Genomic DNA, 26,709 nt, shown 5'->3' on the forward strand with positions numbered 1-26,709 from the left:
ATCTGAGCTGTGCAATGGAAGGTGAGTTCCCCGATGGCCACGCTGACCGCGCGCCGATTGACCGACACTGTGGGTGCCGAACTCGTCGATGTCGACGTTCACCGGCTCCTCCACGACGACGACCTGCCACACGAGTGCCTGGAAGCTCTCGAACAGTACGGTGTGCTGCTCCTTCGCGGGCTACCCATCGACGACGACCTGCAGGTCGAGTTCTGCCGCAGACTCGGGGAGGTGGTGCAGTTCCCCAAGTACGAGAACCCGAACGTCATGGAGATCAGTTTCGACCCGTCGAACCCCAACGTGAACTACTTCCCGAGCAACGATCACTGGCATTTCGACGGGTCGATGGACGACACACCCGCGAAGGCCGTCACCCTGAGTGCCCGCGTCCTCGCGAGCGACGGAGGAGAAACCGAATTCGCGAGCACCTACGCCGCATACGACGCCCTCTCGCACGATGAGAAGGAGAGCCTCGCGGAGCTACGGGTGCTGCACACATTCGAGGCGATCCAGCGCCGCAGCTACCCGGACCCGACGCCGGAACAGCTCGAGGACTGGGCGACCTGGCCGCAGCGCGAACACCCGCTGGTCTGGGAGCACCGCTCGGGCCGGCGGTCGTTGGTGCTCGGGCACAGCGCCTCTCACGTCGTGGGCATGGATTTCGATGAGGGTCGCGCACTGCTCGACGACCTGATGAGTCGCGCCACCAGCCCTGACCGCGTGCTGCGGCACGACTGGCAGGTGGGCGACCTCGTCATCTGGGACAACCTCGGACTGCTGCACCGCGCCTGCCCGTTCGACCGCACCGAAGCACGCCGTATGCATCGCACCACCTTGGCCGGCGACGAGCCCATCACGAGTCTGCGCCAGGCGACGGTAGGGGCCTGAGATGCAACTCGACGGCAAGGTCGCCGTGGTCACCGGTGCGGGCTCCGGGATCGGCAAGGCCATCGCGCACAGGTTCGCCGCGGAGGGGGCGAACGTGGTGTGCGTGAGCGTCACCGGACGCGCAGTCGACGTCGCCGACGAGATCGGCGACAACGCCATCGGAATCAAGGCCGACATCAGCAGCGAACCCGACGTGAAACGCATGATCACGACCACGGAAGACGTGTTCGGGCGGGTTGATGTGCTGGTGAACAACGCCGGGTTCGGTGGGCCGATGAAGCCGTTGCACGAGCAGTCGCTCGACGATTGGGATCAGGTCCACGACGTGAACCTGCGCGGGGTGTTCCTGTGCATGAAATACGGGATCCGCTCGATGCTGAACACCGACGGCGGTTCCATCGTCAACATCTCGTCGATGACCGCGATGGTCGGGTTCAAACACCACGGCGTGTACGGGGCGGCGAAGGCGGGCGTCAACCAGCTGACCAAGACCGCCGCGCTCGACTACGCGGACGGGAACATCCGGGTCAACGCCGTGTGCCCCGGAACCGTGTGGACCGGTCTCGTGGCCCTGTCGAAAGACCATCCGACGCCGCCCCCGGGTGTCAACCGGGTGCCCGGTATCCCGATGGACCGATGGGGTGTGCCCGACGAGATCGCGTCGGCCGCATTGTTCTTCGCGAGCGACGCCTCGTCGTACATCACCGGCGTCCTGATGCCGGCCGACGGCGGCTACTCTGTCGGCTTCTCCGGCATGGGCGCCGAGAAACCGGGCCGGCACACGGCCTGAACTGCTCTTCTTCTGGGGGCGCTCAGTGCACGCTCAACCTCGTTGGAGTTGTGCGACAACCAGATGCAGTGCGGCTGTGGTGGTGAGGGTTCGAACCTGCTCGCGGTCCCCGGGGAAGCGGCGGGTGAGCGTGTACGTCGGCCGTCCGTCGATCGCGACGCCGAAGCAGACGGTGCCCACCGGCTTGGCGTCGGTGCCACCACCGGGACCGGCGATGCCGGTAGTGGAGACCGCGACGTCAGCCTCGAGACGGCGTCGGGCGCCCTCGGCCATCGCTGCGGCGACCTGTTCGCTCACCGCACCGTGCGCAGTGATCATCTCGGCCGGTACGTCGAGCAGATCGGACTTCGCGTCGTTGGAGTACGAGACGACGCCACCGGTGACATAGGCCGACGATCCGGGGCGGGCGGTGAGACGCGCAGCGATGAGCCCGCCGGTGCACGACTCCGCGGTCGCGATCAGCCGGCCGTCGAGGACGTCGATCAGCTGGTCGTCGATGGTGGACCCGTCGGTGGAGAAGATCCGGTGTCCGTGGTGTTCGGTGAGGATGTCGAGAAGACGGCGATAGACGTCCGCGTCGCCGGCGGCGAATCGGGTGACCATGTCGAGTTCACCGCGTCGAAGACATGTGGTGATCTCGAGTCGGTCGAGCTCGGCGATCTCTGCGTCGGCCCGGCGTAGTGTCTCGGCGAGTTGTGCCTCGTGCAATCCGTAGGCGCGCACGGTTTCCTGCTGCAGGTCGTCGGCTCGGGACAGTACCTCGGCGACTGCAGGTGAGGTGACTGCACTCGGCCACATTGCCTGCAGCTCACCGGGCGGTCCGGGGAGGATGACGAGGGTCGGGACCTGCCGGTCGCCGGCCACCGCGGGGATTACCACGCCCGGCGCTGTACCGGTCGGCGGTAGGACGGTGGCGCCGGTGGGAACCTGTGCCTGCTTGCGGATCCCGATACGGGTGGGTCCTGCATCGAGGTCCGGGGTGCGGGGGCGGTAGCGGCGGATGATTCCCGCGATGTGTTCTTCGAGTTCACGGTCGAGCAGGAGCTCGCGATGACAGAACTCGGCGGTGGTGGCGACAGTGAGGTCGTCGGCGGTGGGGCCGAGACCACCGCTGGTGATGATGAGGTCGACGCCCTGATCGGTGAGGAAGCGCAGTTGCGCGGTCAGGTCGGCGGGCCGGTCGCCGCAGATCGTGATGTGGGCGACGTCGACGCCGAGTGCCAGGAGTTGAGTGGACAGCCATGGTCCGTTCTGGTCGGCGATCCTCCCGGTGAGTATCTCGGTTCCGGTCACGATGATTCCTGCACGTACGCTCACGGCGTCGAGCGTAGTCGGATGCGTCCCCATCGGTCGCCATGGCGAAGCGACCGACCGGTCGTACCATACCCATCCGAAACCCCGATGCAGCTCGACACCGAACGACATGGGGTGTCCGACCTGTGTCAGGACCTCATGAGGAGGGGTGTCGGAGGTGAAAGGGAGAACAGCGAACCGAATCCGTCAGGACGCGCGGGCACGCCCAGTCTCGTGAGCAGGTGCCACAACAGTGCCTGGTTGCTTGCGACGACCGGGAGCCCGAGGCGACGTTCGATGGAGTCGATCCTGTCGGAGATCCGAATGCCCGCGCAGCTGAAGAGCACCCCGTCGACGGCCGTGTGATCCACGGTATCGGCGAGATCCTGCCACTGCTGGGGTTCTATTCGTGCCTGCTCCACGGGTGTCGAGCGTGGTATGCCGAGGCTTGTCACGACATCGATGCCGTGTGTGCGCAGGTACTCGACTTCGGCGCCGACGACCTCGTCCGGATAGGGAGTCAGCAGTGCCGGACGGTGGATCCCCGTCGCGGCGAGTGCCGCCATCACTGCCTCGATGGTGGTGACCGACTCGATTCCGGTGGCGGCGTGCACCCGCCGATTGAGTAGATCCGGTCCTGAGAGAAGTGTGGCTGCGGTGCAGTTGATCGCGATGATGTCGACTTCCGCATCGGCGAGCAACCGCGCGTGAGTCTCCAGGTTCTCGACGAGGAGCAGATCCTCCTCGATGCCCGTGGACGGGAACGGGAGGCGAGTGGTGACGAACTGCACGCCGTCGGGCGACATCTGTTGTATTTCGTAGTCGCAGAGCCCACCGGAGGGATACAGGTGGCCGATCCGGGCGAGGTGACCGAACCCGAGACTCATCGGCCGTTGCCGTCTGCGTAGGGGACCGCGTACTCCTTGTCGAGATGATCGGTGACCAGGCGAAGGAACTCGTCCGGGTGGTCGACCATGGGGGAGTGCCCGGCACCGTCCATCTCCACGGCGTGGGCAACCGGGATTCCCTCGGCCAGCGCTGCAGCGTGCGCTGCAGTGCGGGCACAGTCCTCGGTACCTCGAAGGATCAGGGTCTCGGCGGTGATGGAGGGAAGATCCGGGGTGAGATCGAGGCGCCTTGCGGCGCTGAGTACGGAGCCCATGTAGGCGGGATCGGTGTCCGACACGGCCTGGACGTATGTTTCCCAGACGTCGGGCTCCGGCCTGCAGGTGAACAGCATGCCCACGGTGTCGGCGATCGCCTCGCGTGAGGGACCCCCGTCGGCGCTGGCGCCGACGGTCCACCGGTCGACTGTTTCGGCGAAGGCCGGAAGCGCACCGGCAGTGTTCGCTCCGGTTCCGACGAGAACGAGCCGGCGGACCCGGTCGGGAGCTGTCGATGCGATGATCTGAGCGACGATGCCGCCGACGGAGTTGCCTACCAGGTCCACCTGGTCGAGTCCTTCCGAATCGAGCATGTGCAGGACAGCGTCGGCAAGACCGGACGGGCCGTCGACGGACGACCAATCACCGCCGGCCGGGGAATAGAAGTCGACGGCGAAGCAGGGGCGGTCTGTGAGTCCGTCCATCGTCGAGATCCAGAATTGCCAGCACCCGAACCACGGATGCAGAAACACTGTGGGGATTCCTTCCGCTGCGGGTCGGCTCACGTGGTACGACAGCGTGGTGCCGTCCAACGGCAATGACCGGCTTCGAATGTCCATCTCTGTCTCCTATGACGAGGTTGCTGCCGGTGACACCGGGCCGGTGAGGAAGTCACCGACTGCTGCAGCGAACTGTTCGGGTTCGTGATCGACTGCGGGTACGCCCGTTGCCGGGAGGATGTCGGCCCGTGCCCCGGAGATGGACTCCGCGATCACGGATTGGTCGGGCAGCGAGAACGTGTCGAGCTCACCGCACAACACCAGAGTTCGTGCGGTGATGCGGCCGATTCGCTCCTCCATGAGATAGCGATTCACCGCAAGGTGACCTTCCTCGACACTGTCGAGCACGCCGGTGGCGTCGTGAACCAGTCGGTCGAGTAGATCCGGTCGGTCCGCCGGGTAGTACGGAGCGCGGTTGTTCCACAACTGCTGCAGATGTGAGCCGTCGGTCTTCGGTTCGACGTGGTCGATCGGTGCCCGGTCGGCGACGATGCGCCGCCGCGTGGCGTCGACGAACGGCATCCCGGACAGCACCAGGGCCTCGACGCGTTCGGGATGGGCTGCGGCGACCTCGACCGCGACCACTGCCCCGGTGTGGTGGCCCACGATGGATACGCTGTCGAGGTCCAGTGCATCACACAGGTCGACGGCGCTCTCTGCGAACATCTCGACGGACCACGGCGTCGGAGGTCGTGCAGATGATCCGAAACCCAGGGTGTCCATGGCGATTACGTGGAACGATTTTCCGAGGACGGGAATCACGTCACGGTACTCGTCCCACGATCGCGGGGTCTGATGGAGAAGCAGTACCGGGCGACCGTGTCCGTGTTCGACGTAGTGCACCTGTCCGTACCGGGTGTCGGCGAACCCGTGACGAGGCCGAATTGTGGTGGTCATCTGTCACTTCGTTTCCACGGCCACGGGTGCGGCCACGGGGTCGTCGATGCTGCCGGCGGTCTGGGGAAGTTTGAGGAACAGTGCCGCAACGAACGAGATCATCGCAGCGATCGCCATGTAGATGGCGATACCGACCCAGCCCCCGGTCATCTCCTGAAGCAGCGAGGAGACGGACGGTGCTATCGCGTTGCCCGCGATGAGGCCGATCGTGAGCCCGATGGACATGCCGGTGAATCGGACCGAGGGCGGGAAGACCTGAGAGAAATAGGCGGGTACCACTGCATAGTTTGCGGAGTAACCCAAGAAGACGAGGACGAATCCTGCAAGCATCGGAACGTACTGGCGCGTTTCCATGAGAGGGAACCAGAGGAAGGGCACGACGATCAGAGCGGCTGCGCCACCGAGGAAGACCTTCCGCACGCCGATCCGATCAGCGAGTGATCCGAACAGTGGCAGGCCTATCAGGATGGCCACGGTGGCAGGAAGGAGCACTCCGAGCATGGTGCTGCTGCTGAGTCCGAGGACGGCGGTGCCATAGCTCAGGGAGTAGACCGTCGTCATCGTGAATGCAGTGCCCGCCGCGATGATGCCGAGTGCGAGCAGTAGCACGGTCGAGGCGTGGTTGCGGAAGACGTCGACGAGGGGTCGTTCCTGAATTTCGCTGTGCTGCTTGGCCTTCTCGAAATCCGGAGTTTCCTCGAGTGCGACGCGAGCCACCAAGCCGATGACGACGAGGATACCGCTGAGCAGGAACGGAATTCGCCAGCCCCACGTGTAGAGGTGGTCGTCGGGGAGTTGGAAGACGACGAGGAAGACGATGTTCGCAAGGATGAGTCCGGCAGTGGCGCCAGTATTCACCAATGATCCGAACAAGCCCTTGCGTTCACCGGAATGCTCGACGGTCATGAGGACGGCACCACCGTATTCGCCGCCGACGGAGAAGCCCTGGAGTAGTCGAGCAAAGACCAGTAGGGCCGGGGCGATGAAGCCGATCTGTGAATAGGTGGGCAGAAGGCCGATGGCGAAGGTCGATGCACCCATCAGGACGAGCGTGACGACGAGCGCGTTCTTGCGACCGATGCGGTCGCCATAGTGTCCGAACACGGCAGCACCGACGGGTCGGGCGATATAGCCGACCGCGAATGTCGACAGCGACAGCAGGGTGGCCACCGCCGGGTTGGAAGTCGGGAAGAAGAGGATCGGGAAGATCAACGACGCAGCCAGGCCGTAGCCTGAGAAGTCGTAGTACTCGATCGTCGTACCGATCCAACTCGCGAAGACGGCTTTCCTTCGTCGTACGGCGGTGGATGGGTCGACGGTGGGCTGGGGCGAGTGGGACATGGGTGTCCTTCGGGTGACGGGCCGTATACGCGGCCGAGCGTGTTGTGGGGATCAGAAGGCTCGGTCCCATCAAAGCCTCCTGGGCGGATCCGAAATCCGTTGCGGATAAGCCTGATACATCTCTGAATGAGTCGAGATGCGCGTCATTCGTGTGGGCTGGCGGTGTCGCGCACGGTATCGACTCGGGCCGTACGTTGATTGGTACTCTGTACGGTGCTGCGTGCGGTGTCAAGAGGTGCGGTAAATTTAACCGCCGGATAACCCGGAGTGACACGATGTTCACAGAAATCGGACATTTCCTGCGGTACGCGCGCTCGAGTGAGCCGTGGTGTGCAGGAGCAGATCTCGAGCGGTCAGGCGTGGTCGGCGAGTGACTGCACCGTTGCTTCGATATATGCGTTCAGCCCGGCGTCGAATTGTGAATCGTACGGAAGCTCCGCGACTTCGTCTGCGTACGCGACGACCTGCGGGAATTCGTCGATCCGCAGCCCTGCGTAGAAGTGACTGCGCTGCCGGCGCGCTTCGGTTCCGTCCTCGCCGCTGAGCCGGCCCCACTGGCGCGGTGCCTGGTACGCGGCGAAACCGATCGCGTAGGTGATCAAGAATCCGTAGCAGCGGACGGCGGCGGGCCCGGGGATTCCCGAGTCGATCAGTCGTTGCAGCACCGCCTCCATTGCGCCGCGAAGTGCTGTGGGGCTGTCTGTGACGCGACTGGAGAACAGTCGGACGACGCTCGGATGCTCACGCATCATCGTCAGGAAGGCGTAGCCGACGGTGCGGAGGGCGTCGGCGGGGCCGGCGTCGGGTTCGTCGGGCAGTTTCATCCGGCCGAGCACGTGGTCGGCCATGCCGTCGAGAATGTCTTCCTTGCTGCGGAAATAGCTGTAGAGCGTCATGGTGCCCACGCCCAGTTCGGTGGCGAGACGTCGCACCGTCAGGCGGTCGAGGTCTGCATCGGTATCGGACAAGCGGAGGGCGGCTTCGATGATCCGCTCGGTAGTGAGCGGCGTGTCGCGGCGCGGCGACCGGTTCTGTGGCCGGGGCATGGCTCTCCTCGTCTGATTGCGTGGTACAGCGTATCGGACATTGTCCACGCGGATGAGCGGCCGTGCATCACAGCAGTTCGCTGCTGGGAAGTCAATACTTGTCGAGTGACCGAGTTCTTAGTACCGTACTAAGTACGAACCTTTGGAGGTGGACATGAACGACGGTGACACCGGCGTTTTGGAACTCGAGGTCATCGCGCTTCGTCGGGAATCGGATTGTGTGCTCAGTGTCGAGCTTGCAGATCCGGAAAAGCGCGCCTTGCCGGGTTGGAAGCCCGGCGCACACATCGACCTCGGATTACCCGAACATATTCGGCAATACTCGCTGGTCGGCGACCCGAGCGATCGCCACAGCTACCGGATCGCGGTGCTGCGGGAACCGGAGTCCTCCGGGGGCTCGAGCTACGTGCACGCGCAGTTGCGACCTGGCGAACTCGTCGAAATCGGCGGCCCCCGCAACAACTTTCCGCTGGCCGGCGCCGACCGTTACCTGATGATCGCGGGCGGTGTCGGAATCACGCCGCTCCTGCCCATGATTCGCGAACTGCATGCGCAGAACAAGGACTGGCGGCTGCTCTACGGTGGTCGATCGCGCCGATCGATGGCGTATCTCGCGGAGCTGGCCGAATACGGACGCCGCGTGGACGTGCGACCGTTCGACGAGTGCGGCCACCTGGACCTGGATTCCGAACTGGCGACCCCCTCCGACAACACAGTCGTATACTGTTGCGGTCCAGAGGCACTGATATCCGCTGTCGAGAATCACTGCGAGACATGGCCGGCCGGAGCACTCCACGTCGAACGCTTCTCGGCTCGCCCACGAGACGACGAAGACGACCTGCGCGCCTTCGAATTGGTGCTCGCCAGTTCCGGTCAACGATTCACCGTACCGGCCGAATCGTCGGCCCTCGACGTCCTGGGCGCCGCCGGCATCGACCTGCCCAACGCGTGTCGAGACGGGGTGTGCGGTAGTTGCGAGACCCGCGTACTCGCGGGTCTGCCACTACATCGCGACGCACTGGCAGACCCCGACCGCACCGACATCGTCTATCCGTGTGTGTCGCGATCTCGGAGCGCAGAACTCGTTCTCGACCTGTAACGCGATCCCCACAGCACTTTCACCAGCGCACAGCCCTTTGCGTTGAACCGATCCTTGGAGGAATTGTGAGCGCACCGACCACTCCGACCCCCGACGCCGCGCCCCGGCGACCGGCACGGTCACGCACTGCGACGCCCACCGGCACAACACCCGTGGAGCCGGGACCTCCGGTGCAGGAGGGAGCCGATTGGACCTCGTGGCCCACCTACAATTCGGCCGCGCACGGCTTTCGCAACTACTGGTATCCCACCATCTGGGCGCATCAGGTCGGCGACGATCCCGTGCCCATCACCTTGGCCGGCGAACGCATCGTCCTCGTCCGTGACGGCGACGTGGTCCGCGGGCTGCACGATCGATGCCCGCACCGCGGCGTGCCGCTCTCGCACGGTCGACGGGAGTTTCCCGGCACGATCAGTTGCGCCTACCACGGCTGGACCTTCGGCACGGACGACGGAAAGCTCAAGGCTGTCATCACCGACGGACCGGACAGCCCCATCTGCGGCAAGCTGTCGGTCGCGACATATCCCGTCGAAGAGCGGCTGGGCATGCTGTGGGTCTACATCGGAGAAGTGACCCCGGAAAACCCGGCGCCGCCCGTCGAACGAGACATTCCCGCCGAGCTCACCGAGAATTCGTTCGTCCTGGGTGGTCGCACCGAGGTTCGAAAGGGAAACTGGCGCTTCGCCACCGAGAACGGTTTCGACGAAGGGCACGCGAAGTACCTCCACAACACAGCGCTGTGGCGTCTGTTCAAGGTGATGCCGACGTGGAACAAGACGCGCATCGTCGAGAAGGACGGATGGCTCGTTCGCGTACAGGACGAGCTGCACTGGGAGGCGGAGTTTCCCGGTGTCGGTACCTTCACCAACAAGCGCTGGTGGAAGCGTGTCCCGCTACCCGATCACCCCGGCAAGAACGGTGACGCGAATCCGGTGATCGCCGCGATGGACATCCCCGGATTCGTGTCGGTGCGGATGCCCGGACTCCTGCGGGTGGCATACCCGAAGTTCATCCACTACGAATGGTACGTCCCGGTCGATGCGGATCACGTTCGCTACGTGCAGCTGATGGTGCGTTTCGAGAAGGGCCTCACCGGACTCGCCTTCAAGGCGAAATACCTCGCCGCGTTCCGGTGGTTGTTCCACGGTCAGTTCACCCGCCAGGACGCGTGGATGGTCAACGTTACGGATGCCCCGCCGGAGCGCCTCTACCGTCCGGATCTGTCGATCACCGCGTGGCGCCGGCACGTCGAAAAGGTTGCGCCGGTGGTGCAACCGACGGAACGACGCATCGGTCACTGACCGGGCATCATGGTGACCACCGAATTGGCCCACGGTTGGGCAGGTACCGCAGGCGGCCCCGTCACCCTGGTCCTGCACGGCGGCGGACCCGGCTGTCATTCGGCATCGGATTTCGCAGCGGTGATGGCGAGACATCCGAAACGTCATTGGCTGTGGGTCGATCTCCCCGGTTACGGTGCATCCGCGCCCGGCACCGACCCGGACGTATCTCGGCTGGAGGCGGCCGTACCCGCCCTCGACTCGCTGCTCGCCGGTATCGGAATCAGGAACCTCGACGTACTCGCTCAATCATGGGGCGGAACAGTGGCTCTCCGGCTTGCGGCAGAGAGGCCGAATGTGTTCCGCAGGATCGTGGCGATCGGGAGCCAACCCACGGCGGCACCGGCCGGCCGTAACAGTCTGACCCGCGACCCCGGCCTCGGTGCCCGGGCACGCACCGCGTACTACGGAGGCTCCGGCCCGGAGCTCTCCAAGATGAGAACCATGATGAGCGAATTGGAGTGGTACGAAAGGGATGCGGTTCCCGATTCGTTGATACGGATGCGACATCGTGCCGCCGTCACGGCGACCGGGCCCGCCACCGCCAGTGCGACCGTGTCCGCCGAAGACCTCGGCTCACACCTGCACACAGTGACGGCTCCGACCCTCGTGATGTGGGGACGCCACGACCCATTCGCTGCTCCCGACTACGCGGCCGCGCTCGCGGACGCACTGCCCCGAGGCGATCTCGTCGTCATCGGCCGTACCTCGCACCATCCCCAGTCCGAGCGCCCCGACATCGTCGCCGCGCTCGCCGAAGCCTTCTTCACCGACAGGAGCTGATTCCCGTGTCCCGCACGCTCACTCTGATTTCCCTCACGGCACTGACGACCGGAGCTGCACTCATCGCAGCGCGGCGCACCCGACTGCCGGCCCGGCTCGGTCGTGGCACGACCGTGCGCACGGTCGCCCCGGGAGCGCGATGACCAGCCAGAGCATGTCCTCCACCTCGACACAGGAGCAAAGCGCCTGGTTCGACGATGCGTGTAGATTGATCGAGCCCGGACGGATCATCGAACTCGTCGTCGGGATGGTGGACATCCCCAGCCCCACCGGCGAAGAAGCCGAACTCGCCCGATGGCTGACCACGACCCTCGACGACGCCGGCATCGACGCCCGATACCAGGAGATCGACGACCGTCAGGCCAACGCGATCGGACGGTTGCGCGGTGACGGAAGCGGCGAAGATCTCCTGCTCTACGCACCCATCGACACACTGACCGTCGGCGATCCCGACGAAGACGTGCCATGGATCGGGCCGGAACTGCGGGCAGACATGCGTGCTCGTGCAGAGGTCCACGGCGATCATGTGCTCGGTCTCGGCGCAAGCAACCCGAAAGGGCACGCCGCAGCAGTCGTCGCGGCAGCGGAAGCGATCGCCAAAGCCGGAATCCCGTTGCGTGGTGATCTGCTCGTCGGCCTGGGCGCCGGCGGAATGCCCACCAACGGTCGGCTTGTTCGCGACCTGACCCGCCGCAACACCGGTCAGGGAGTGGGGTGCTCCTTCATGCTCGAGCAAGGAGTCTGGGCCGACCACGCACTCATCGCCAAACCCGGCTGGGCGGTCGCGTGGGAAGAAGTCGGGTTGTGCTGGTTCGAAGTTCGGGTGCGCGGCACCTACACCTACGTCGGTAGCAGGCACCGGATGCCCTACCGCAACTCGATCGCGGCCGCAGCCACGGTGATCACAGAGCTGGAGCGCTGGTTTCCCGAATACGCTGCTCGACACACCGACGGTCTCGTCGCACCCCAGGGCATCGTCGCGTCCGTCGAGGGTGGCTGGCCGCGGATGGCGGCGGTTGCCCCCGCGATGACCAGGTTCACGATCGACCTGCGTACCAGCCCCCGATCCACCCCCGCGGAGGTGCGACGTGAATTCGCCCAGGCGATCGCTGCGATCACCACTGCCCACCCCGACATCGAATTGGACTGGGACATGATCCTTTCCATTCCCGGAACGGAAACCCCGCAGGATGCTCCGGTCGTCGCAGCGGCGGTGGCCGCGTGGGAAGAAGCAACCGGACGCCCGCACGAGGCGATCATCGCCAACAGTGGCGCCACCGACGCCAACATCCTGCGCGGGCGTGGCCTCCCGACCGCGCGCATCGGTATGGATCGGATCGGGCCCGACGCGCCGCTGGGACTCGATTTCCCGTCCGGGATGAACGTCGTCGACATCCGTGACGCGGTGCGACTGACACAGACAATCGTGCACACCGCAATCACGCTGTGCACCCGAGAACGGAGCATCACGTGAGCAATCTCGTTCTCGGTGTGGGTGCCTCGCACAGCACCCTGATGAACACGCATTGGTCCGAGGTGGCCGACCTTCCGGCAGCGAACAGGTTCGTCGAAGGCCTGGCGCAGGCGCGCGACGAGATCGCCGAGGCACGCCCCGACGCCATCGTGGTGATCGGCTCCAATCACTTCCGCGGCATGTTCCTGGACCTGATGCCCGCCTTCACGATCGGTGTGGCGGAGGTCATCGGTGCCGGCGAGGCAGGCACACCCGGCGGTCCGCTTCCCGTCGATACCGCATTGGCACGTCGCATCGTCGACGGACTCGTGGACGACGGATTCGACCCGGCATTCTCGCTGCGCCTGACCGTCGACCACGGGATCACCCATTCCCTGCAGCATCTCGCACCGTCACTCGACATACCGATCGTGCCGGTGGTCATCAACATGTTCGCGCCACCGCTCCCCTCGATGCGACGCTGCCGCGACCTGGGAGCAGCGATCGGCAAGGCCATCGCCGAAGACGGCGAATCCAAACGCGTCGCGGTGATCGCCTCGGGAGGCCTCTCGCACCATCTGCCTTGGCCGAAATGGTTTTCCGCCTTGACCGACGACGACCGGTTCCTGGTGCAGGCATGGCTCAACGGACGCACCTCCTGGACCGAGTACGAGGTCCGCCGTCGGCAGATCATCCGCGCGGCGGAATCGAACATCAGCGAAACGTTCGACGAATGGTTTCTAGATCTGCTCGAAAAAGGCGACCTCACATCGTTATTGGCGAAGAGCGACGAACAGATCGAACAGGAAGGAGGCAACGGAGCACACGAATTGCGTGCCTGGATCGCAATGTCCGCGGCGCTGGCCACCTCCGGCCCGACGAAGGCCCGGACCCTGGCCTACGGCGCCGTCCCGAACTGGTTGACCGGAATGGGCGTCAGCCTGACCACCCCCACGAACGAGGAGACACCCGCATGACCATCTGGACCGACCTGAGCGGAACCCCATTCGAGATGTCCTACGCGCCGGTGAACGGCGCCCGCACCCGAGTGCTGCGCGCAGGAGAAGGCGAAGCCGTAGTGATGCTGCACGGCACCAGCGGCCATCTCGAAGCATTCGTCCGCAACGTGCCGACCTTCGCGTCGCACTTCGAGGTACACGCGCTCGACATGCTCGGTCACGGCTACACCGAGAACCCCGGTGGAGACCTGAGGATTCCGCGTTACGTACAGCATGTGCTCGACTACCTCGACAGTCGAGGCATCGAACGGGCCCACTTCATCGGGGAGTCACTCGGAGGCTGGGTGGCGGGACGGCTCGCGGCCGATCACCCCGACCGCGTCTCTCGGCTGGTTCTCGTTGCACCCGGCGGGACCGTCGCCAATCCGGAGGTCATGAACCGAATCCGGACCAGCACGAAGGCGGCCGTGTCGAGCGACGACCGCGCGCTCACCCGCCAGCGCCTCGAACTGCTCATGCACGATCCGGTCAACGTGTCCGACGAACTGGTCGACGTGCGCCACACGATCTACCACCGCCCGGAGTTCGTCGCCGGCATCGATCACCTCCTCTGCCTGCAGAAGATGGAAAACCGGGTCGAAGACCTGCTCAACCCGGAGCAGATGGCCCGCATCACCGCTCCGACCCTGATCGTGTGGGGTGCGGAGAACCCCTTCGGCGACGTCCCGGAAGCGCAGCGGATGAAGGAGTCGATCCCCGGATCTGCGCTCGAGATCTTCCCCGAATGCGGTCACTGGCCCCAGCACGAGCACTCCGGCCGGTTCAACGAACTCGCGCTGAAGTTCCTGTTGTGAGAATCGGACTCCGGATCCCGCCGTGCGCGCCGGTGGGGCAGATCGCAGATCTCGCCCACGACGCCGAATGCGCCGGCTTCGACGAAGTATGGTTTCCGGACTCGCAGTTGCTGTGGCGCGACGTATTCGCTGTTGCCGCAGCAGCTGCCGAGGCCACCACACGGATCACACTCGGCACCGCCGTCACGAACTTCGCGACGCGACACCCGAGTGTGGTCGCGTCGTCGGCGCGCACGGTGACGGAAATCGCACCGGGACGATTCGTTCTCGGAGTGGGAGTGGGAGACAGCGCTGTGGGGCCGGTGGGACTGCGACAATCCACCGGCGCCGAGGTGCGAGCGGGGATCGCGGTGGTGCGGGATCTTCTTGCCGGCCGGAACGTGGACTTTGCCGGAACACGGTCGCGGATCCGCGACCCCGCCTCGGTGCCGATCCATCTGGCGGCGAGCGGGCCGCGCAATCTCCGGCTGGCAGGGGAGGTGGCGGACGGAGCGATCCTCCTGTCCGGTGTCTCGGCAGCCCCACTCGCCGCGGCCATCGGCCGCGTGCGGGACGGTGCGGCGGCTACAGCCAGAACAGGGGTGCAGACCACGGTGTCGGCGTTCTGCCGCGTCACGGACGACGTGGCCCGCGACGCGCGTGAACTGAAGCCGTTCTGCGCGCGCATCGCCCAGAACGGCGGCAAGTCGTTCCTCTCGCTCGCCGGTGTGCACGTGGATGTCCCGGACCATCTACCCGATGTCTACCCCGATCTCGTTCACGCGGAAGACTGGGATGCCGCGGTGCGCGCGTGCGATCCGTACATCAGCGATGATGCGATCACTGCATTCGCTCGCGAGTTCTGTCTCTACGGCGCGGCCGAGGAGATCGTCGAGCGGCTCTCGCACGTGCGTGAGGCGGGCGCCGACGCGGTGTTTCTTCAGCATGTGGGGTCGTACGACCTTCCTCACCGACTGCTGGCCGACATCGCGGATCAGGTACTGCCTCGAGTGCGTGAGAATCAATTCTCCTAGCGTCCGAGCGTTCTCGTCAGAAGCGTGCCAACGCACTCAGCCGCACCCAGTCGACAGGAGGCGCCGTCGGCCGGATACCCGGGCGCTCCCGAGGCACCCGCACCCGCAGCGTGCCGGGCTCGATCGTGCACCGCACCGGGGTGGTCAGCAGGAGAGATTCGCCGTCCACCCCCACCGAGATCTCGGGGGCGTCGGCGTCGACGGTCACCTCGGACGCCTCGTGCTGGGTCAGACCGCGCGCATGTGTCCGTCGCAGCAGTGAGACAGCCTGACCGGTACCGGTGACCGACACCGTCACGACGCCGAGCAGGCCCCGGTCGAGCCGATCCCGACGATTCATACCCGCGAGGTCGCTTCCGCCGTATCGGTTGTTGCTCACCAGCACCGCCTGCGGAGAGCGGACGGTGACATCGCCGATCTGCGCGACCAGATTCGGACCGGACTGTCCGGCAAGCAGATCCGGAAGCATCTTCAGTACAGTCCGGGTCTTGTCGTCGCGGTAGGCGGGGCTACGCACCACTTCCGCGTACACACCGAAGGACGCGTTGTTGACGAATGCCCGTCCGTTGATCCGTCCGAGATCGACGCGGACGTCGACCCCGTCGCGGAGCGCATCGAGGCATCGCACGGGATCGTCGCGATCGAGCCCGAGATCCATCGCGAAGTGATTGCGTGTCCCCGCGCTGATCACCATGAACGGCACCCTGGTTTCCGCTGCGATCGCAGCGACACGAGCCTGAGTCCCGTCCCCGCCGGCCACGCCGAGCAGATCTGCACCGTCCATGACCGCGCGGCGGGCGAGTTCGTCGACGTCGGCGAAGTTCGTTTCGTCGAGCAGAATCACTTCGGCGCCGAGTTTCTCCGCTTTGTGCTGCAGATCGAACTTCGTGACCTTCCCGCCCCCGGATCGGGGATTCATGATGAGAAAGGGGTGGCTGGGGGGTGTCGCGGGAATCTCCAGCATCACCTCTGCAGATTTCCTGCGCCGCAACGCCGCGCGACCACAGGCGGTCGCGATCCCGGCGAGGATCAGCGACGCGATCACCACCGCGAGCAGATTCGCCCGCACGAAGAACACGAACACCGTCAGGGGAGCCAGCACTGCCACGGCAAGCGCCACCCAGCGCAGCGGGGCGCGGCCGGCGAGGAACCAATACAGGGCAGCCACACACACCACCGCGCCGCCGATCCCGATGAGGAGAATCCCCATCGTGCTCAGAACCCCGGCGAACAGCAGGGGGACGACGACGGTGAGGAACGCGAACGCGAAGGCGGCGCGCGCCCACCAGCGCCGCCCGGGTGTCGCATCCTCGCCGATCACAGTTTCGGGCATGCCGGTCCACCTCTCGAACGCTGGTGATCCCCACGGTAGTTACCGGAATTCCGGGTTACGTCGGAATTGTGCCGTTCTCCCATCGAACGGTCCACAATGGCGCACACTGAATTCTGTCCCACCCATATTCGAGACAGGAACAGTCATGTCCCCAGATCCGGATACGAAGCAGGCTGTCGCCAAAGGAACAGCAATGGGCGCAGCGATTCTTCTGGTCACCGTCGGTGTCCTGCAGATCTTCCAGGGCATCTCGGCCATCGCCAAGGACGAGGTGTTCGTCACCGGCATCGACTACATCTACAAGTTCGACTTCACCACGTGGGGATGGATCCACCTGATCCTCGGCATCCTCGTCACGTTGACCGGCCTGGTCCTGTTCACGGGTGCCACCTGGGCGCGGTTCGCGGCGATCTGCATCCTCGCGCTGTCGATCATCGCCAACTTCCTGTGGCTGCCCTACTACCCGTGGTGGTCGATCCTGATCATCGCGCTCGACGTCGTCGTCATCTGGGCGATCGTGACGTGGAACCCCGATCGGGTCTGACAGAAGAGAGTGCCGATGTCCGCTTCCGGTGTGATTGCGCATCCGACCCGTGAAGAACGAGCGGAGCGCGGTCGCGCCGCTCTGAAGGTGACGCCCTTGGAGGCGCTCGCCGAAGTCGACACGGCGTCCGCGCGCGACCCGATCGGGTTGCTCGAACAGCAGGCGGGGTCGCGGGTGCCGGAGCTCGTGCCCGTGCGATACGGGCGGATGTCGGCCGCGCCCTTCCCCTTCTATCGGGGCGCGGCCCTGGTGATGGCCGACGACCTGTCGCGCACCCCGAACTCGGGTCTGCACACACAACTGTGCGGCGACGCGCATCTGAGCAATTTCGGGATCTTCGCGACCCCGGAACGCAAGCTGGCGTTCGACGTCAACGATTTCGACGAGACCTACCCCGGCCCGTTCGAGTGGGACGTCAAGCGGCTGGTGGCGAGCCTGGCTGTCGCCGGTCTGCAGAACGGGTACCGCGGCAAGCACATCAAACGGATCACGCGGGCGTGCGCCGCAGAGTACCGGGAGACGATGCTCCTCCAGGCGGAGCGCGGCAATCTCGCGGTGTGGTACTCGCACATCGAGCCGACGACCGAGCTCACCGAGCTGCGAAACGAACTCGACGCGACGATGAGGAAACGCACCCGCAAGATCATCGAGAAGTCGAAGACCCACGACAGCGTGCAGGCGTTGAGCAAGCTCACCGAGGTCGTGAACGGGGAGCGGAGGATCATCCACAATCCGCCGCTGATCGTCCCGATCGAGGAAGCACTGGCCGTCGGCGACACCGCGGCGCTGTACGAGGAGTTGCATCAACGCATGCGCTCATACCGGTCGACGCTGCAGTGGGACCGTCGCGTCCTGCTCGAAGCGTTCGAGTTCGTCCAGGCAGCACGCAAGGTGGTCGGTGTCGGCAGTGTCGGCACCAGATGTTTCATCTTCCTGCTGCGCGGCGCCGGCGACGGCGACCCGCTGTTCCTGCAGGCGAAGGAAGCCCAGAAGTCGGTGCTGTCCGGATACGTCGAGGGGCCGACGTTCCAGAACGAGGGGGAGCGGGTCGTCAACGGTCAACGGTTGATGCAGGCGACGAGCGACATCTTCCTCGGCTGGGAACAGGGACCCGGCGTCGACGGCATACGACGCGACTTCTACCTGCGGCAGTTGCGCGACGGCAAGGGATCTGCGGCAGTCGAGGTGATGTCGCCGACGGGAATGACGCTGTACGGGCGGCTGTGTGGGCGGACGTTGGCCTACGCGCATGCTCGCAGCGGCGACCGCGTCGCCATCGCTGCGTATCTGGGGGAGGACACCGAATTCGACGAATCGATGATGGCCTTCGCGAAGACGTACGCTGAGCGCAACGTCAAGGATCACGCGCTGCTCGTCGATGCGATCGATCTGGGGAGGATCACTGCCAGGCGCGGCCTCTGACGGATGAGTTGTACAGGTGCTTGCAATGGTCGACCGGAGATCGTCGTGGGTCAGCTCCCGCCGGTTGCCGACTTCTCGGCCGGACGTTCCTCGTCTTTCCGGACGGGACGTGTGAAACACAGCGACGCAATGAAACCGATGGCCAGCACCACGGCGGGCAACAGTGTCGACTGCGCCATCGCCGAGCTGAAACCGTCCCGGACGATCTCGGGCATCTCGCCGGTCATGCCCTCCATTCCGCCGCCCTCGCCGGACAGGCCGTTGGCAGACAGGCGCGCAGTGATGAGTGCACCGATGGCCGCGCTACCCAGGACCGCACCGACCTGCCGGGTGGTGTTGTAGATGCCGGAACCTGCGCCTGCCTGGTGCGGGGGCAGGTTTCGTGTGGCGGTCGCGGCAAGAGGCGACCAGATGAACGCGTTGGCGATGCCCATCAACGTGATCGGCAGGAGCAACTCCCAGATCTCGACGTGGGGCGTCATCACCAGTGCCAGCCACGCCAGCGAGATCGCGAGCATCAGGAATCCCGGCGCCGCGATGTAGCGCGGATGGGTGCGGTCCACCAACTTGCCGACGAACGGGGCGAGCACACCGGAGAACACGGCCATCGGCACCATCAGCAGGGCAGAACCGGTCGGGGACAGCCCGCGCACACCTTGTGCGTAGAACATCAGGGGCAACATCATCGAGGTGATGGAGAAGCCCATCGAGGTGATCGCGATGTTGGCCATCGAGAAGTTGCGGTCGCGGAAGAGCACGAGGGGGAGTAGCGGCTCGTCCTTGTTGCGTGACTGGTTCCGGACGAACAGTGCGAGCAGCACGAGTCCTGCCCCGATCATCAGCCAGATCCGCAGCGACCAGTCGTAGGTGTTGCCTTCCTGCAGGCCGAACACGAGCAAGAACATGCCCGCGGCGCTGAGCACGACGCCAGGAATATCGAACTTGTGCGGGTGCGTCTCGAGGGTGGGGACGTACCGCATCGCAGCGAGGAACGCGATGACACCGACCGGCACGTTGACGATGAAGATCCACTCCCAGCCGAGTCCGTCGACGAGGACGCCGCCGGCCAGCGGGCCGACCAGCGTCGCGACACCGGCGGTGGCGCCCCACAGGCCCATCGCGGTACCACGCTTGTCGGGCGGGAAGGTGCGGGTGATGACAGCCATCGTCTGCGGGGTCATCATCGCGGCGCCGAAGCCCTGGAACACTCGCGCGAGGATCAGCATCTCGATGCTGCCTGACAAGCCGCACCACAGTGATGCCGCCGTGAACAGAGCCAATCCCGTCAGGTACAGCTTCTTCGGGCCGTACCGGTCGCCGAGGCGGCCGGTGATCAACAGGGGCACTGCGTACGCCAGAAGGTAGGCGCTGGTCACCCAGACGACGCTGTTGATGTCGGCGGAGAAGGCTTCGAGAATTGCCGGATTCGCCACCGCAACGATGGTGGTGTCGACGAGGATCATGAAGAAGCCCAGGCACAGCGCCCACAATGCAGGCCAGGGCCTGGCGTAGGTGTGCTGCTGGCTCGTATCGGTCACGTGCTGTTTCCTCACCGTCTGTCTCGAGTCGGCCACCGGTGAGCAAGGCAGACGTTCGGAACGATCAACGGCACCAGGCCACGGAGGCTCAGAGGAATCAAGGTACACCCACTGTCGGACAAGACACCGACGCTCGTACAAGAGAATTTCCGTACTCAGGAACGAAGGTTCCACGATGAGCGACGATTCGCCCGTCCCCGCGGGGGACGCGCCCCGCGCGGAGCGACGCTGGACCGCATCGGTGTTCGTCCTGGCCGCGATGGCCGTACCCTTCCTGCTGCCCGCGCGGTACTCACCGGGCACCGAATGGGTGCTGCCGGCTATCGAAGGGCTTGTTCTTCTCACCTTGATCGTGGTCGATCCGGGTCGTATCGACCGGCCGGGACGATGGGTGCGGGCGCTGTCGATCGCGCTCGTGGTGGTGATCGCCGCGGGTGCGGCGTGGGGATCGGCTCGGCTCGTCTGGGATCTGCTCCACGGTGCCCCGCAGACAACGGTGCCGAAGGAGTTGCTCATCGCGGGGGCCCTGGTGTGGCTGCAGACCGTGCTCGCGTTCGCCTTTCTGTACTGGGAACTCGACGGCGGTGGACCCGTGACCCGGCATCTTCGGCCACCGGCCCATCCCGATCTGGCGTTTCCCCAGCAGTTGGACCCGCGCCTCGCGGCGCCCGGATGGCGGCCGATCTTCGTCGACTACCTGTACTTGGCCCTGACCAACGCGACCGCGTTCAGTCCGACCGACGTCATGCCGCTCGCGCGCTGGGTGAAGCTGACGATGTCCGTGCAGTCGCTTCTGTCGATCGTCATCCTCAGTCTCGTCGTTGCCAACGCAGTCAACCTGCTCAGCTGAGAACCGGCCGACCCTCACTTCCGTGCAGCTTTTGTGCTGGACCACAAATTCGGTAACGGAAACTGCTATGAAATCCCATGATTCCGGGGAACAATTGACCCATGAGCACCGGTAGCTCCGAGGAACAGGGTATCTCCAGGGTGATCGAGCAGCTGAGCAGCCGGTTCCCGCAAGTTCCCGTCGCAGACATCGAAAAGCTCGTCGCCGACCTCAGGGCCGAATTCGACGGCCGCAGGATCAGAGAATTCGTGCCACTGTTCGTCGAACGCAGAGCGCATGTCGTCCTCGGAGGGACTCTGACGCCGGACTGATTCCGGCGGATGTACATCGGCCGTTCGCTCGTCGCTTCCGACGGTTTGCCCGCCGCTCACATCGCCTGCGTAGTAAGTCAGGTATGCGCTGCGCAGTGTTCGGAACAGGGTATCTGGGAGCCACACACGCGGCCTGCATGGCCGAACTCGGGCACGACGTGCTCGGGGTCGACGTCGATGCCGGCAAGATCGCGAAGCTCGAATCGGGCGAGGTGCCGTTCTACGAACCGGGCCTGGCAGAGATGCTCCGCCGGAACCTCGAGGCCGGCCGTCTCACCTTCACCACCTCCTACGAAGACGCGGCAGCATTCGCCGACGTCCACTTCATCTGTGTCGGAACCCCACAGAAGCAGGGCGAGTACGCGGCGGACCTGTCGCACGTCGATGCCGTCGTCGATGCACTGAGTCCACTCCTGACCGAACCCGCGCTGATCGTCGGCAAATCGACGGTGCCCGTCGGGACGGCGGTCGACCTCGTCGAGCGGGTCCGCGCCGCGGCACCGGCCGACGTCGAACTCGTGTGGAATCCGGAGTTCCTGCGCGAAGGATTCGCGGTGCAGGACACCCTCTCGCCGGATCGCCTCGTGTGCGGAGTGGAGCGTAAGGGAGAAGGACGCGGCGAAGCGATCCTGCGCGACGTGTACGCCACGCTGATCGACCGCGGCGTGCCCTTCCTCGTCACCGAGCTCGCGACCGCGGAGCTCGCGAAGTCGTCGGCGAATGCCTTTCTCGCCACGAAGATCTCGTTCATCAACGCGATCGCCGAGGTCTGTGAGGTTGCGGGCGCCGATGCCGTCGAACTCGCCGACATCCTCGGACACGACGACCGGATCGGCCGACGTTTCCTCGACAGCGGCCTGGGATTCGGTGGCGGCTGCCTGCCGAAGGACATCCGCGCGCTCATGGCTCGCGCCGGTGAGCTGGGCGCCAATCAGGCGCTGCACTTCTTGCGTGAGGTCGACAGCATCAATATGCGTCGTCGGACACGGATGGTGGAGCTGACGCGGCAGGCGTGCGGAGGCTCGGTCCTCGGCACGCGAATCGCGGTGCTCGGAGCCGCGTTCAAACCGGGATCCGACGACGTCCGCGACTCCCCGGCACTCAACGTCGCCGGGCAACTGCAACTCGAGGGTGCGGCGGTGACGGTGTTCGACCCGCAGGCCATGGACAACGCACGACGCGTGTTCCCGACTCTCGGATACGCAACGACCGCGATCGAGGCCTGCACGCGGGCGGACGCGGTACTCGTACTCACCGAGTGGCCCGAATTCCGTGACCTCGACGCGACGGCGATTGCGTCGGTCGTCAACACCCGCGCCGTGCTCGACGGTCGGGCGTGCCTCGACCGCGAGGTGTGGGAAAGCTCCGGATGGACCTATTCGAGGCTGGGTGTCGCGGTCTGATGGTTACGTCACGTAACTGTCACGTGAGGTTCGGCGTGGCGAACGCCTCGAGTTGCCGACCCTGGTGATATGGAAAATCCCATTGGGTACCATCGGTCGGGTGCGAAGTGCCGGGGGTGGCTGACAGCCGGCGCGACAACGACTGTCGAAGGCGGCTGATGAGTTCGGTTCTCGGGGTAACCGTGGGGGAGAGTGCCGTTCGGATCGTGCGTCCGATCGACCGGACTGCACCATCGGCGGGCTTCCAATTCCAAGTGGTGGAGACGGGCAAGGACAAGCCCGCTCAGCTCGCTGCCCGCACGCTGGGTGTGTTGAGCCAGACCGGTATCGCCGGCGAGCCGATCGACGCGGTGGGCATCGTCTACCGCGACGAAGCTCAGGCCGAGCGCATCCGCGCGGCGATGATGGTCGAGCATCTGGACAATTTCACGCTGGTCTCCGAGCCGGAGGCAGCGCTCGCGTACCTGCAGTCGACCGGTGAGCTGGGCAGCGACACCGCCGTGTTCTACGACCTCGGCGACTCGGGTCTCACCGTCACCGTGGTCGATCTCGGTCTCCGCGAGGTCCTCGCCGAACGTACCGACATCATCGGTGGTCGCATCTTCGATCAGGTGATCCGCGAGCACCAGCTCGACACCAACGGAGTGTGGCGACCCGACAATCCGACGGCCGACGACGAACTGTCGGCGCAATGCCGGCAGGCGAAGGAACAGCTGTCGGAGACCGACAGCGTGGCCGTTCCCGGTGCGGCCGGTGTCGTGCTGATGTCGCGCGACACGTTCGACCCTCTCATCGGTCAGTGTGTCGAGTCGTCGGCGAAATTCGTGCATCACATCATCGCGCGTTCCGGTCGCAATCCCGAGGCTGTGGTCCTGCTGGGCGGGGGCGCCCACATTCCGCTCGTGCAGGAAGTGTTGCGCTCGTGGATCGGCCTTCCGCTGGTCGTGCCGCACGAGCCGGAACTCGTCCTCGCCAAGGGCGGCGCGATCCTCGCAGGTAAACCGCCGGCCTCGCAGCCGGTGAGCTCCTTGACCCGCATCGTTCCTCCGTCGGCGGATATGTCGGCGGTCACCGAGCAGATCCCGGTGATCACCGCGCCGGTGAAGTCGTCGGCCCAGCCCGAGCCTGCCGTCGCCACCGCGAAGAAGTCGTGGGTCGGCGCGCTGACCAGGAAGGGACCGGCGGTCAGCGACAGGCAGATCTCCGGTGCCGGTCTTGCCGGAACCGCGCTGGCCGTGGTCGCGGTGATCGGTGTGGGACTGGGTGCAGGCAACGGCCTGTTCTCCGGGTCGTCCGACGACGACGGAACCAGCCCCACCGAGACGTTCGTGACGCCCACGACGTCGCGCACGGTGCCGCGCCCGCAGCCTGCCGTCGCACCGGCGACCGTGACCACTACTCCTCCCGTCACCACGACGGTGACGGAGGAAGCTCCGCGTCCGGTTCCTCCCTCCCCGGAACAGGCTCCGCCACCGCCGCCACAGCTGATCCCGGGTGTCGACCTTCCGGTCATCCAGCTACCGACGATCCAGCTGCCACCGCTCCCACAGATCCAGCTACCCGGCCTCTGAGAAGTTTCCTCCGGTTGTGCGGGTTTCCGTGGGTCGTGAGGCAACGGGAAGCCGTGTAGGTGGTGGAAGGTTTCCGTCACGCACCCTTTCGAGCGTTCCCGGCGCGCGCGTTGGAATCCGAGTGCGCGGAGAGCGTCTTCGCGCCGCATCTCCGCCACGAGGTCGCGGCGGTCGTCGTATTTGCCGAGTCCGTCGAACTCGCCGATGACTCCAGTGTCCTTCCAGAAGAAATCGAGACGATAGGTGTGTCCGTGTCGGGACTGGACGACCTGCTGCAGGATCGGCGCACCCGCGACCGGGACTCACCCACGCTCTCGCTGCGCCCGTCGATGAACGCCACGACCGCGCGGACCGCCGCCGTGCCATGGTCCCACGATGCGGCGGCGACGGCACCCTCGAGCCGGTTGCGCGCGGACGGGTCCTGCCTCAGCGCGGCATCTCCCGCGACCACCGCCTGCTCGAACGGAAGCGACCGAGCGAGGTCGACGATCGTCCGTTCGATCGAGGTGACGGGAACGCCGATGTCGACGACGTCGCCGTCGGAGAACTGCGTCTGGTGCCGATGCAGACTTTCGGTGATCCGCCCCTTGTTTCCCGAGATGTGTACTCGTCTCAGGTCGACGTTCCACATGTCGAAGCCGTGGACGAGTGCTGCCGACGCATGGCTGGGCTCGGGTGAGCGGTGTGGGATCCGGCATGCCGTGAGCCTGCCCGAAATCACGCTCTATGAACCGCGCAAAGACGACATTGTGGATAGCTTTTGTGCCTGTGGATAAACCTTCCCCCACCTACCTGGCTTCCCGTTGCCTCACGACCCACGGAAACCCGGACAAGCGGACGAAAGTTGTCTTCGTCAGCGCGAGTGGCGGCCGGCGGGTGCAGCCGGGGCGCCGGTGCGCGCGAGTACGGCGGCGATTCCGGTGGTGAGCGGCACCGACAGCGTCAGCGCGATACCACCGACACACGCGCGGACCACCTCGATGGCGACGGCGTCGCCGGTGATCACATCCGACACCGATCGGCCCGCGACGGAGAAGAGCAGCAGCAGTGGGAGGGCGCCACCGGCGTAGGCGAGGACGAGGGTGTAGACGGTGCTGGCGATGTGGTCGCGTCCCACGCGCATCGCCGACACGAAGATCTCCCGACGCGAGGTCCGGGGGTCGAGGGCCGCAAGCTCGAACGCCGACGACGCCTGGGTGATCGTCACGTCGTTGAGCACACCGAGAGAACCGATGATGAAGCCGGCGAGCAGCAGACCGGTGATCGACACTTGCTCGAGGTAGAGCTGCACATCGGTGTTCTGTTCCTCGGACAGGCCCGTCAGGTGCGTCATCTCGATCGCGACATACGACAACAGGGCCGCGAGGCCCATCGACGCGAGGGTGCCGAGGAGAGCGGAACTCGTCCTCAGGTTGACCCCGTGTGCGAGGTACAGCACCGCGTAGAGGATCAGCGACCCACCTACCAGCGCGACCGGGACGGCAGGCTGCCCGTCGAGCAATGCCGGGAGCATGAAGATCACGAGCACACCGAACGCGACGCCGAGCCCGATGAGAGCGCGCAGGCCGCGCCACCGGGCGACAGCGACGACGACGATCGCGAACGCCGCGACGATCAACGTGAGAGGCAGTCCGCGGGCGAAGTCGTAGAACGAGTACAGCGTCGCGCCGGACGGGTCGGTCTGGCGCACCAGACGGATCGAATCGTCGGCGTGCAGTTCGGGTTGGCCAGGGCCCGCAATCACTTCGAGCAAGGTGCGGGTGCCTGCGTTGGGGCCCGTCTCGATGTCGATGATGCTGCGCTCGCATTGGAACGCCTCGGTCGGGGGAGGAGTCGGCTCACCCGTGAACACCCGGCCCATCGAGGCGCTTCCACACCACCCGGTGCTCTGCTCGGTGACGGTTCCGGCCTCGGTGACGACGGCGCCACCGTCGGAGGTCTGGAACGGCGCGGGAATGTCGACGGATTGCTCGCTCGGCCACAGCATCGCTGTGCCCACCAGAACGACTGTGCCGATGACAACGAGGAGGCCGACGACGATCCTGGCGGCGAGAGGGGCCAGCGGAGCGGGGCCCTCGACATGCCCGTGTCCGTGCCCGTGTCCATGACTCACCGCAACAGGCTAGCCATAGATCGGCGGGAGTTCCGCGAGAGGGGAGAAAGGGCTGGTGGTGGCGGGGAGCAGGGGGTGTCCCCGCCACCTTCACCTGGCTTCGCACAGGGGGGATGGCGTGAGCCAGGGAGCCCGGCACTCGAAGTGCCAGAAACCAAGGTACTTGTAGTTTCACCAATCCGGGAAGGTGAGCGGTGTGTGTGGC

26 protein-coding genes are annotated in these 26,709 nt (G+C 65.5%); 16 read left to right on the forward strand and 10 right to left on the reverse strand.

Going from position 1 to position 26,709, the window contains the following annotated elements; genetic code table 11:
* Positions 1–33: 33 nt before the first annotated feature.
* Both ACZ46K_RS11050 and ACZ46K_RS11055 read left to right on the forward strand, forming a co-directional pair.
* On the forward strand, positions 34–888 hold the full coding sequence (locus ACZ46K_RS11050) for a TauD/TfdA dioxygenase family protein (protein ID WP_464748216.1): 855 nt from the start codon (positions 34–36) through the stop codon (positions 886–888).
* Position 889: 1 nt separating this feature from the next.
* Positions 890–1,678 (forward strand): SDR family NAD(P)-dependent oxidoreductase, encoded by a 789-nt coding sequence (locus tag ACZ46K_RS11055; RefSeq protein WP_054806184.1) that lies wholly within the window; start codon positions 890–892, stop codon positions 1,676–1,678.
* A 33-nt stretch (positions 1,679–1,711) separates the two neighbouring features.
* Here the strand turns inward: ACZ46K_RS11055 and ACZ46K_RS11060 are convergent, their stop codons facing one another.
* The 6 genes from ACZ46K_RS11060 to ACZ46K_RS11085 form a co-directional block, all read right to left on the reverse strand.
* Positions 1,712–2,995 (reverse strand): competence/damage-inducible protein A, encoded by a 1,284-nt coding sequence (locus tag ACZ46K_RS11060; protein ID WP_464748218.1) that lies wholly within the window; start codon positions 2,993–2,995, stop codon positions 1,712–1,714.
* Between the two features lie 125 nt (positions 2,996–3,120).
* Positions 3,121–3,858 carry a maleate cis-trans isomerase family protein gene (locus ACZ46K_RS11065; protein ID WP_054806183.1) on the reverse strand — a complete coding sequence of 246 codons (738 nt, stop codon included), beginning with the start codon at positions 3,856–3,858 and terminating at the stop codon, positions 3,121–3,123.
* A complete protein-coding gene (locus ACZ46K_RS11070; RefSeq protein WP_054810105.1) occupies positions 3,855–4,694 on the reverse strand; it encodes an alpha/beta fold hydrolase in 840 nt (279 codons plus the stop codon). The genes ACZ46K_RS11065 and ACZ46K_RS11070 overlap by 4 nt, the downstream gene beginning before the upstream one ends.
* A 9-nt stretch (positions 4,695–4,703) precedes the next feature.
* A complete protein-coding gene (locus tag ACZ46K_RS11075) occupies positions 4,704–5,531 on the reverse strand; it encodes an alpha/beta fold hydrolase (protein ID WP_464748220.1) in 828 nt (275 codons plus the stop codon).
* Positions 5,532–5,534: 3 nt separating this feature from the next.
* Positions 5,535–6,872, reverse strand: a complete 1,338-nt coding sequence (locus tag ACZ46K_RS11080; RefSeq protein WP_054806182.1) for an MFS transporter — start codon at positions 6,870–6,872, stop codon at positions 5,535–5,537.
* Positions 6,873–7,225: 353 nt separating this feature from the next.
* Positions 7,226–7,918, reverse strand: coding sequence for a TetR/AcrR family transcriptional regulator (locus tag ACZ46K_RS11085; protein ID WP_054806181.1), 693 nt, complete (start codon positions 7,916–7,918; stop codon positions 7,226–7,228).
* Between the two features lie 154 nt (positions 7,919–8,072).
* Between ACZ46K_RS11085 and ACZ46K_RS11090 the strand changes: the two genes are divergently transcribed.
* The 8 genes from ACZ46K_RS11090 (at position 8,073) to ACZ46K_RS11125 (ending at position 15,419) form a co-directional block, all read left to right on the forward strand.
* Positions 8,073–9,017: a PDR/VanB family oxidoreductase gene (locus tag ACZ46K_RS11090; RefSeq protein WP_464748222.1), complete on the forward strand. Its 945-nt coding sequence runs from the start codon at positions 8,073–8,075 to the stop codon at positions 9,015–9,017.
* 65 nt (positions 9,018–9,082) lie between these two features.
* Positions 9,083–10,318, forward strand: coding sequence for a Rieske 2Fe-2S domain-containing protein (locus tag ACZ46K_RS11095; protein ID WP_464748224.1), 1,236 nt, complete (start codon positions 9,083–9,085; stop codon positions 10,316–10,318).
* Between the two features lie 9 nt (positions 10,319–10,327).
* Entirely contained in the window at positions 10,328–11,140 is an 813-nt protein-coding gene (locus ACZ46K_RS11100; protein ID WP_054810106.1) for an alpha/beta fold hydrolase, read from the forward strand.
* A 5-nt stretch (positions 11,141–11,145) separates the two neighbouring features.
* A complete protein-coding gene (locus ACZ46K_RS11105; RefSeq protein ID WP_464748226.1) occupies positions 11,146–11,283 on the forward strand; it encodes a hypothetical protein in 138 nt (45 codons plus the stop codon).
* Entirely contained in the window at positions 11,280–12,614 is a 1,335-nt protein-coding gene (locus tag ACZ46K_RS11110) for a M20/M25/M40 family metallo-hydrolase (RefSeq protein WP_054810107.1), read from the forward strand. Before ACZ46K_RS11105 ends, ACZ46K_RS11110 begins: the two co-directional genes overlap by 4 nt.
* Complete coding sequence (locus ACZ46K_RS11115) at positions 12,611–13,570, forward strand: DODA-type extradiol aromatic ring-opening family dioxygenase (protein WP_054806180.1); 960 nt, start codon at positions 12,611–12,613, stop codon at positions 13,568–13,570. Before ACZ46K_RS11110 ends, ACZ46K_RS11115 begins: the two co-directional genes overlap by 4 nt.
* Complete coding sequence (locus ACZ46K_RS11120) at positions 13,567–14,406, forward strand: alpha/beta fold hydrolase (protein WP_054806179.1); 840 nt, start codon at positions 13,567–13,569, stop codon at positions 14,404–14,406. The genes ACZ46K_RS11115 and ACZ46K_RS11120 overlap by 4 nt, the downstream gene beginning before the upstream one ends.
* A complete protein-coding gene (locus ACZ46K_RS11125) occupies positions 14,403–15,419 on the forward strand; it encodes an LLM class flavin-dependent oxidoreductase (protein ID WP_464748229.1) in 1,017 nt (338 codons plus the stop codon). Before ACZ46K_RS11120 ends, ACZ46K_RS11125 begins: the two co-directional genes overlap by 4 nt.
* A 16-nt stretch (positions 15,420–15,435) precedes the next feature.
* Here ACZ46K_RS11125 and ACZ46K_RS11130 read toward each other — a convergent pair whose 3' ends face one another.
* A complete protein-coding gene (locus ACZ46K_RS11130; RefSeq protein ID WP_464748231.1) occupies positions 15,436–16,752 on the reverse strand; it encodes a diacylglycerol/lipid kinase family protein in 1,317 nt (438 codons plus the stop codon).
* Between the two features lie 145 nt (positions 16,753–16,897).
* Between ACZ46K_RS11130 and ACZ46K_RS11135 the strand changes: the two genes are divergently transcribed.
* Positions 16,898–17,296 (forward strand): DUF7144 family membrane protein, encoded by a 399-nt coding sequence (locus ACZ46K_RS11135; protein WP_054806764.1) that lies wholly within the window; start codon positions 16,898–16,900, stop codon positions 17,294–17,296.
* 15 nt (positions 17,297–17,311) lie between these two features.
* The gene (locus ACZ46K_RS11140; protein WP_464748233.1) at positions 17,312–18,718 is read left to right on the forward strand and encodes a DUF2252 domain-containing protein; all 1,407 of its coding nucleotides are present in this window, start codon (positions 17,312–17,314) and stop codon (positions 18,716–18,718) included.
* A 50-nt stretch (positions 18,719–18,768) separates the two neighbouring features.
* Here ACZ46K_RS11140 and ACZ46K_RS11145 read toward each other — a convergent pair whose 3' ends face one another.
* Positions 18,769–20,256 (reverse strand): MFS transporter, encoded by a 1,488-nt coding sequence (locus ACZ46K_RS11145; protein WP_464748235.1) that lies wholly within the window; start codon positions 20,254–20,256, stop codon positions 18,769–18,771.
* Positions 20,257–20,431: 175 nt separating this feature from the next.
* Here ACZ46K_RS11145 and ACZ46K_RS11150 point away from each other — a divergent pair, with 175 nt between their 5' ends.
* From ACZ46K_RS11150 to ACZ46K_RS11165, 4 genes are all read left to right on the forward strand, one after another.
* Positions 20,432–21,106, forward strand: a complete 675-nt coding sequence (locus ACZ46K_RS11150; protein ID WP_464748237.1) for a hypothetical protein — start codon at positions 20,432–20,434, stop codon at positions 21,104–21,106.
* A 101-nt stretch (positions 21,107–21,207) separates the two neighbouring features.
* Positions 21,208–21,417, forward strand: coding sequence for a three-helix bundle dimerization domain-containing protein (locus tag ACZ46K_RS11155; RefSeq protein WP_054806763.1), 210 nt, complete (start codon positions 21,208–21,210; stop codon positions 21,415–21,417).
* A gap of 83 nt (positions 21,418–21,500) precedes the next feature.
* Positions 21,501–22,820, forward strand: coding sequence for a UDP-glucose dehydrogenase family protein (locus ACZ46K_RS11160; RefSeq protein WP_464748239.1), 1,320 nt, complete (start codon positions 21,501–21,503; stop codon positions 22,818–22,820).
* Between the two features lie 158 nt (positions 22,821–22,978).
* Positions 22,979–24,391, forward strand: a complete 1,413-nt coding sequence (locus ACZ46K_RS11165; RefSeq protein WP_054806762.1) for a DUF7159 family protein — start codon at positions 22,979–22,981, stop codon at positions 24,389–24,391.
* A gap of 76 nt (positions 24,392–24,467) precedes the next feature.
* Here ACZ46K_RS11165 and ACZ46K_RS11170 read toward each other — a convergent pair whose 3' ends face one another.
* Positions 24,468–25,112, reverse strand: a complete 645-nt coding sequence (locus ACZ46K_RS11170) for a hypothetical protein (RefSeq protein WP_464748242.1) — start codon at positions 25,110–25,112, stop codon at positions 24,468–24,470.
* A gap of 132 nt (positions 25,113–25,244) precedes the next feature.
* Positions 25,245–26,504 carry a YibE/F family protein gene (locus ACZ46K_RS11175; RefSeq protein ID WP_054810540.1) on the reverse strand — a complete coding sequence of 420 codons (1,260 nt, stop codon included), beginning with the start codon at positions 26,502–26,504 and terminating at the stop codon, positions 25,245–25,247.
* Positions 26,505–26,709 lie beyond the last annotated feature (205 nt).

This window comes from Rhodococcus sp. JCM 9793, from assembly GCF_055380405.1.